Origin of the sequence: Hydrogenimonas sp. (assembly GCF_029933015.1) — a bacterium.
Classification (GTDB): domain Bacteria; phylum Campylobacterota; class Campylobacteria; order Campylobacterales; family Hydrogenimonadaceae; genus Hydrogenimonas.
This window is the reverse complement of sequence record NZ_JAOZOZ010000009.1, coordinates 16,674-23,677: the sequence shown is the minus strand read 5'-3', so window position 1 is coordinate 23,677 and position 7,004 is coordinate 16,674. Positions and strand designations below refer to the sequence as shown.

Here is a 7,004-nt window from a genome sequence, read left to right as displayed (position 1 = left end):
GACAGGCGGCCCCTCACTGCTCCAGCGACAGGGCGTTCATGATGTACATCTCCAGATTGGCGCCGGTGACGTTGCGCTCCACGGCGTCGTCGTAGAATTTGGCCACTTTGGTGTGGTAGTTTTCGTAATCGTAGTAGGGGAAGTGGATCTTCCAGGCCTCTTTGATCATCTTTTCGGCCATCTTCTCCGTCGCCCACTGTTTGAAAATGGAGAGGACCCCGAAGAAAAAGAGCGTGAAAAAGACCGCCAGTACGATGGCCACGTGGCAGTCTATTTTGGCCAGGATTTTGTGAAAGATCATCGCCAGGGGGATCAGCACGGCGTTGAAGACGAAAAACATGAAAAGATAGGCGCGGAAAAGGCGCAGTTTTACCCCGGGGATCTGCCCTTCCAGAGGCATGTTGTCCACCAGCAGCTTGTTCGCTTTCATCAGTTCGTTGAACCGCATCGGATGCCTGGGCTGGGTGAAGAGAAAGGGCAGCAGTTTTTCGTCGACCAGTTTTTCAAACATCGTTTTCCCCTTTGTAACAGATGATGTCACCCACCTCTCTTCCCAAAGAGGCGGCCACGACATTGCACTTGACCTTCAGCAGATAGAATGTCGGACGCGTCGAGGTGTCGTTGAGGGACTCGTAGTTCCCCATCCCTTTGGAGATGATAAGATCGGCACTCTCGTAGCGCCTGCGCATCTCTTCGCCCATCCGAGAAAGATCGAGTCCGGGCGTGTCCACACCGCTGTCGATAATATCGGCCACTTCGCCGATTCCTGCATCCTCGGCCTCTTTGAGGGTCACGTCGTTGATGATCGGCACGCCGCGCACCACATATCCCAGACGAATCTGAGGAAAGAGGGTTTTGAGTCTTTGCATCAGAACCTTGTCGAAAATGTGCTCGCCGGCGTTGTCGCCGATGACCAGGACTTCGGAAGCCGATCTCAGCATCTCCCGCATCTCCCCGCTGTCGTCGATGGCGAAGGGGGTCTCGAAGACTTTCGCGACCTCCTCTTCCAGATCGAACCGCTCCGTCGCGGCCAGATCGATCACGTTGCCCGCCACCGCCGCTTTCAGCGCGGCGTGGAAGGTATCGACGCTCTTGTCGATCATCGCTTCGATGTAGGGAAGAAAGGCTTTGGCGTGTTCGGTGGCTTCCTCTTTGAAATCGCGGTAGATATCGTCGGTTTCGAGAATCTCCGCGATCATCGGATAGACGCGGGCCGCCACCTGCGGCGGCGTCTCGTCGAAAGACCACTCCGGTACGCTGCATCCTACCGCATCGAGCACCTTTTTCGTCGTGGCGTCGTCGACACCCAGCGTTTCACAGACCCTCAGGGCCTGGGAGAAGATGCAGGTGACACATGTGGGGGTCATTCTCATGAGCTCTTCCCCGCATGTTTTTCCACCATCTTGCCCCACATCAGTTTGTATTTGCGCTTCACGAACTCCAGCTCCTCCCTCGTGGCGTTGAGTTCGTTGGTCAGCGTTTCGATGGTGCGGCGGTCCTCGTCGTAGAGCTCCTGCATCGACACGAGCGCCTCTTTGAGAAACTGGTTTTCGTTCTTGAGCGCCTCGAGGGTCTCCTCTTTGGCGTCGACCACCTTTTCGTGCATCGAAAGAATCGTCCCGATCGTCTTTTCGACAAACTGCAGCCCGTCACCCGTCTGCATGTCGACTTTCAGCACTTCCCCCCGCTGCGGCGGCGCCTCCGCCGGAAGCGTCTCCTGGGCGTCGGCTTTGATGAAGATGTCGCCATCCTCCTCCTTCGACTCCAGCAGACCCCCGTCCACCATCTCCAGCACTTCGTCGAAATCCTTGCCCGTCAGTTTCGCATACGCTCTGATATTCAGCCAGGTACTCATCTTTTTCCTTTTTTCAAAGCTTCTTACGCCCTTTGGTCACAACTCTTTTTTCGAAATTGCCGACCCATGAAGCTTTCAATCTTCCTTTCGGCTTTCAAAAGGGGTTTCGAAGGCAGATTTTCAGGAGAGAAATCGCCTGCCCCCCGGAAAAACGCCTGAGGCGATGTGAAGGCCGACAGGAAGATTGAAAGCGACGCCTCTTCACGAAGCGTCGCCCACAATCTATTTCGAGATCAAAACCTCGATCTCCGCCGAATCGGTCTCCACCTTCTTCGCCTTTGCCAGTCTGTCCTCGGTGAGTTTCACCTTCAGCTCGTCGTCGTCGATGGCGAGAATCTGCATCGCCAGATAGGCGCTGTTGATGGCGCCCGCCTTGCCGATGGCCAGTGTCGCGACCGGCATGCCCGCCGGCATCATGACGGTACTGAGCAGCGCGTCCTCGCCCCGCAGGTCGGAGGAGCTCATCGGCACCCCGATCACCGGTTTGATCGTCGTCGCCGCCACGGCACCGGCCAGGTGCGCCGCCATGCCCGCCGCCGCGATGAAAACCACGGCCCCGCGCTCTTCGGCCTCCTTGATGTAGCTTTTCGTCCTTTCGGGACTGCGATGGGCCGACGAGATGATCAGCTCGTAGGGGACCCCGAACTTCTCCAGCGTCTTGCCGCACTCTTTCATCACTTCGTAATCGCTCTTGCTTCCGATAATGATCGACACAAATCTCATGCTCTTCTCCTCTTGGTTGGTTGCAGACCGAAAATCAGACGATCCGATCTCCGGTCTGCGACCCCTCCGGTTCGTCGGGCCGTATTTTCGGCTCCTCCTTCTTGCAATAAGTCCTCTCTTCGATGGAGAGTTTGAAATCTCCGTAATCCTTCTTCAGAACGAACCCCAGAAAATAGATCGACGCGAAGATACCCACACCCATGTAGATCAGATTGCCGATCGCCGTGATGAGCCCCTTGTCCATGCCGAAAAACCCGGCGAAAAAGGCGAAGACCGTAATCAGCACCAGCGAACCCATGAATGTCGCCACGACGGTCCTCCACTGCCAGGCCCACCAGATGCGAATCAATCGGCTGCGCGTCAGTTTCTCATCCATCGAGTCTCTTTCTAAGAAAAGTGAAAGGGGGCAGCGGCGCGGGAAGAAGGATCGGGTTTTCGTTGCCGCTGTGGATACATTCGTAGGTTTTCCCTTTCGGCGTTTCCAGTTTTTCCATCTTCAGCCACCAGCTGCCGTCCTCTTTGCGGTAGATGCGGCCCCGTTCGTTTGATACCTCTTCCGTGACCGGCGCGGGAGCCAGAATCTCCATCTCGTCCCCTTCGCATACCTTGTCCTTGACCAGAAAGGCCAGTCCCGCCTCGTCCACCAGCGCCTCCACCTGATGGGTCCCCTCGCTGATGGAGCTCTCCAGACTCTGGGTCCCCTCCCTTTCGAAGGGACGGTGGATCAGGTAGGCGTCAGTAAACCCCCTGTGCTTCGTCGTATGGAGCTCCTTCTGATACTTTTCGGCCTCGAAACGTCCGGCATGGAAGTCGTCGATCGCCTGGCGATAGGCGTGGGCCGTCACCGCCACATAGTAGGGGCTCTTGGTACGCCCCTCGATCTTGAGCGAATCGACGACGCCGGAAGCGAGAATCTCGTCGATATGGGAGGCGAGGTTCATATCCCTGGCGTTCATGATGTAGGTGCCCACCTCCGGCTCCTCCTCGAGGCGGAACATGACACCCGTCTCCGGGTTTTCCGCGTAGAGAACGTAGGGGAAGCGGCAGTCGTTGGCACAGCTGCCGCGGTTGGGTACCCGGCCGCTCTGGAGCGAACTGATCAGGCAGCGCCCGCTGTAGGCGAAACACATGGAGCCGTGGACGAATACCTCCAGTTCCAGATCGGGGAGCGCTTTCTTGATCGCTTCCAGGTCCCGCAGGCTGATCTCCCTGGCGGCGATGATGCGGCTGACGCCGATATCGTAATAAAACTGCGCATCCAGCACGTTCATCACGTTGGCCTGGGTCGAGAGGTGTACCGGGATCTCGGGGGCCACTTCCCTGGCCATCTTCACCAGCCCCGGCGTGGCGATGATGAAAGCGTCCGGCCCCATCGCCGCCATCTTCTCCATATGGCTGCGGTAGAGTTCCAGCTGGGAGTTGAAGGGAAATCCGTTGATCGTCACGTAGACCTTCTTGCCCCGGGCGTGGGCGTAGTCGATCCCCTCCTGAAAACTCTCGTAGGTGAACTCCTTGCCGCTGCGGATCCTGAGGGAAAAGTGGCTGACACCGCCGTAGACGGCATCGGCCCCGTAGGCGAAGGCGATTTTGAGTTTTTCGAGATTGCCCGCGGGCGAAAGTAGCTCAACCATTTTTATCGTTGCCTCCGAACTGCGCGATAAGCGCCTCGATATCGTCGTTGGAGAGGATCTCTTCCCCTCCCCTGTCTCCCTGGATGTGCCGCGCCGACGTCGCACGTTTTTTATCTTCGATCTTTCCTTCGAAAAGAGCGCTCAGATAACGGTTCAGCGCTCGCATGATGTTGATGACGCGCTCGATCTTCTGGCGATGGATATCCTGGTACTGCATCGTATCCATGGCTCCCAGTATTTTCGTGTCGGCCTCCTGCAGCAGGCCCGTCGTCTCCTCCGCGAGCTTGTGAAGCGCCACCGCCTGGGCGGCCGCACTGTTGAAACGTTTGATGTGCGGAAATTTTTTGTGGAGCGTCATGAAGAGATCTTCGAAATCCTCCGCGATCACCTGCATCTTTTCGACGGCGGAAAGGGCGTTCTCGACATCGCCCATCACGCCCTCGAGGGCGTCGAAGATCTCGCTCGCCTTCTCTTCCGAATCCCGAGTCACGTCGTCGAGCTGTTCGACGACCCGATGCTCGCGAATGGCGGGCGGAGGCGTGACGACCTCCTCCTCTTTCACATCCTCGAGCGTTATCTCCTCTTGCGAATCCATCAGATCGCTGTCGAGGATGGATGCATCGTCCGACAACGCTTCCGCTTCCAAATCCAGCTCTCCCGCCATGATGGCGTCAAGCTCTTCCTGAGTCATTCATCACCTTTGAAGATAGTGTTTCGATTATATAGTTTTGCTCATTATAGGAAAATTATCTCTTTGTTTCAATACGGTTGACGACGGCATAGAGTGTCGGCAGATAGAAAAGGTTCAGAATCGTCCCCCAGACGAGGCCGAAACCGATGGCCACGGCGATCGGCTGGAGGATCACCGCCTGTCCCGTGGCGAAGAAGATCAGCGTGAATAGCCCCAGAAAGGTCGTGATCGACGTGATCAGGATCGGGCGCAGGCGCAATGCCGCCTTCTGGAAAAAGGTTTTCGAGTCGTGGGTGCCGTGGAGAAAATCGAGCATGATGATCCCGTCGTTGACGACGACGCCCGCGAGTCCCAGGATTCCGATGAGCGAGGGCATCGAGAGGTTGATTCCCAGCATCAGGTGGCCCGCCAGCGCCCCCAGAATCGAAAAGGGGATCACCGACATCACCATCAGGGCGTATTTGATACGGTCGAAAATGAGCAGCAGGGCGATCAGAATCAGGAACAGCGCCACCATGACGGCGTGTTTCATCTCCTTGGCCAGCTGCCGGTTCTTCTCCTTCTCTCCCATCAGGCGGATTTTGATCCCCTCCTTTTCGATCTTCTTCAGAAGCGGATCGATGGCGTCGAGCACGTCGTTGGCCGTGGTTTTGCGCTTGTCGACCGTGGCGAAGACCGTCTTGACCACGACGCCGTCGCGCTTTTTGATCTCCATGTAGTCGCGGCTTTTCATGAAATCGGCGATGTCGCGAAGTTTCACGAAACGGCCGTCGGAGAGCGGATAGTCGAAATTTTCGAGCCGGGAGAGATCGTCCTTGCCGATCTCCTCCGTGCGTATCTCGACGACCCCTTCCGGCCCGAAGGTCATCGCCTGCCTGCGCTCCAGGAAATAGCCCGACAGAAGGCGTGCCACCTCCCCCTCCGTCAGCCCCAGTCTCTCGCCGTAGTCGTTGATCTTCAGCTGATACTCCAGCTTGCCGTACTGGAGATTGTCGCTGACACCCGTAACGCCGGGCTGCTTCGCCAGCGCCTCTTTGACACGCTCCATCGCCGCGACGATCTTCGCGTCGTCACGGCCGGAAAAGTTGATCTTGATGTCGTTGCGTATGACACCGATGTGGCGCTGTCTGACACCGAGCTCTTCGAGGTCGTATCTTTTCCTGAAAGGCGCGATGATCCTTTCGATATCCGCCGCCAGTTCGTAGGTCTTTCTGGTACGCCGTTTTTCGGGATCGTGAAACTCGAAGGAGAGGTTGAGTATCGGATTGAGCCAGCGGTTGATCCAGTCGCGATCGACCATGTCGTAAAGCTCCATCGTGATGTAGAAGGCGCCGTTGTCCTTCTCGTTCTCTCCGCCCATCGTCGTGCGCGAACCGGCCACGGCCGAGACCGACTTGAGTCCCAGCTCCTTCCTGTGGGCCAGCAGGGCCGCCTCGATCTCCTTGGCGACGCGGTGGGTCGTCTCGATCGGGGTGTTGATGTCGAGTCGGCCGGTAACGTAGATGTAGCGGCTGTCGAAGGATGGGAAAAACTGAAAATGGATTTGTTTGACCATCAGTACCGTCGCCACGGGAACACCCACGACGAAAAGAAGCAGAAAACTCTTTTTGTGGCGGACGATGAAGATCAGCGCCGCTTCGTACCGGAGCTGGAGGGGGCGCCAGTCGACCATGTTTCCCCCTCTTTTCAGAAACTCCTTGGCGTGCAGCGGCAGAAAGAGAAAACTCTCGATCAGCGACCCAAGCAGTACCATGATGACGACGATGGGGATCAGGATGATGAAATGGGCGATCTCTCCCGATAGTAGGAAAAGGGGCAGAAAGGCGACCACCGTCGTGACGGTGGCCAGCGTCACGGGCAGAATCATCTCCCTCACGCCGCGCAGCACCGCCTCGTGCCGCTTCAGACCTTCGTCGATGTAGCGCTGGATGTTTTCGGCCACCACCACCGCGTCGTCGACGACGATGCCGATGACGATCAGCGCCCCCAGCAGGGAGACGATATTGATCGTATATCCCGTGTAGTAGAGGAAGAGCAGGCCGATGGCGAAGGAGAAGGGGATCCCCATCGTGACGATCGCGGCGATTCTGAAATTGACCAGAAG

At 57.2% G+C, this 7,004-nt stretch carries 8 protein-coding genes; all 8 read right to left on the bottom strand.

Going from position 1 to position 7,004, the window contains the following annotated elements; genetic code table 11:
- Positions 1 to 13: 13 nt before the first annotated feature.
- Entirely contained in the window at positions 14 to 511 is a 498-nt protein-coding gene (locus tag Q1K23_RS01510) for a hypothetical protein (protein WP_300361515.1), read from the bottom strand.
- Positions 504 to 1,367, bottom strand: coding sequence for an ARMT1-like domain-containing protein (locus tag Q1K23_RS01505; RefSeq protein ID WP_300361512.1), 864 nt, complete (start codon positions 1,365 to 1,367; stop codon positions 504 to 506). The genes Q1K23_RS01510 and Q1K23_RS01505 overlap by 8 nt, the downstream gene beginning before the upstream one ends.
- Positions 1,368 to 1,369: 2 nt before the next feature.
- Positions 1,370 to 1,855, bottom strand: a complete 486-nt coding sequence (locus tag Q1K23_RS01500; protein WP_300361509.1) for a DUF3972 domain-containing protein — start codon at positions 1,853 to 1,855, stop codon at positions 1,370 to 1,372.
- Positions 1,856 to 2,077: 222 nt separating this feature from the next.
- Positions 2,078 to 2,578: a 5-(carboxyamino)imidazole ribonucleotide mutase gene (gene purE / locus Q1K23_RS01495; RefSeq protein WP_300361506.1), complete on the bottom strand. Its 501-nt coding sequence runs from the start codon at positions 2,576 to 2,578 to the stop codon at positions 2,078 to 2,080.
- A gap of 34 nt (positions 2,579 to 2,612) precedes the next feature.
- A complete protein-coding gene (locus Q1K23_RS01490) occupies positions 2,613 to 2,954 on the bottom strand; it encodes a hypothetical protein (protein WP_300361503.1) in 342 nt (113 codons plus the stop codon).
- Positions 2,947 to 4,209 (bottom strand): peptidase U32 family protein, encoded by a 1,263-nt coding sequence (locus Q1K23_RS01485; RefSeq protein ID WP_300361500.1) that lies wholly within the window; start codon positions 4,207 to 4,209, stop codon positions 2,947 to 2,949. Before Q1K23_RS01485 ends, Q1K23_RS01490 begins: the two co-directional genes overlap by 8 nt.
- The gene (locus Q1K23_RS01480; protein ID WP_300361498.1) at positions 4,202 to 4,900 is read right to left on the bottom strand and encodes a chemotaxis protein; all 699 of its coding nucleotides are present in this window, start codon (positions 4,898 to 4,900) and stop codon (positions 4,202 to 4,204) included. Before Q1K23_RS01480 ends, Q1K23_RS01485 begins: the two co-directional genes overlap by 8 nt.
- A gap of 55 nt (positions 4,901 to 4,955) precedes the next feature.
- Positions 4,956 to 7,004, bottom strand: a 2,049-nt coding sequence (locus Q1K23_RS01475) for an efflux RND transporter permease subunit (RefSeq protein WP_300361495.1), incomplete at its 5' end; no start/stop codon positions are given.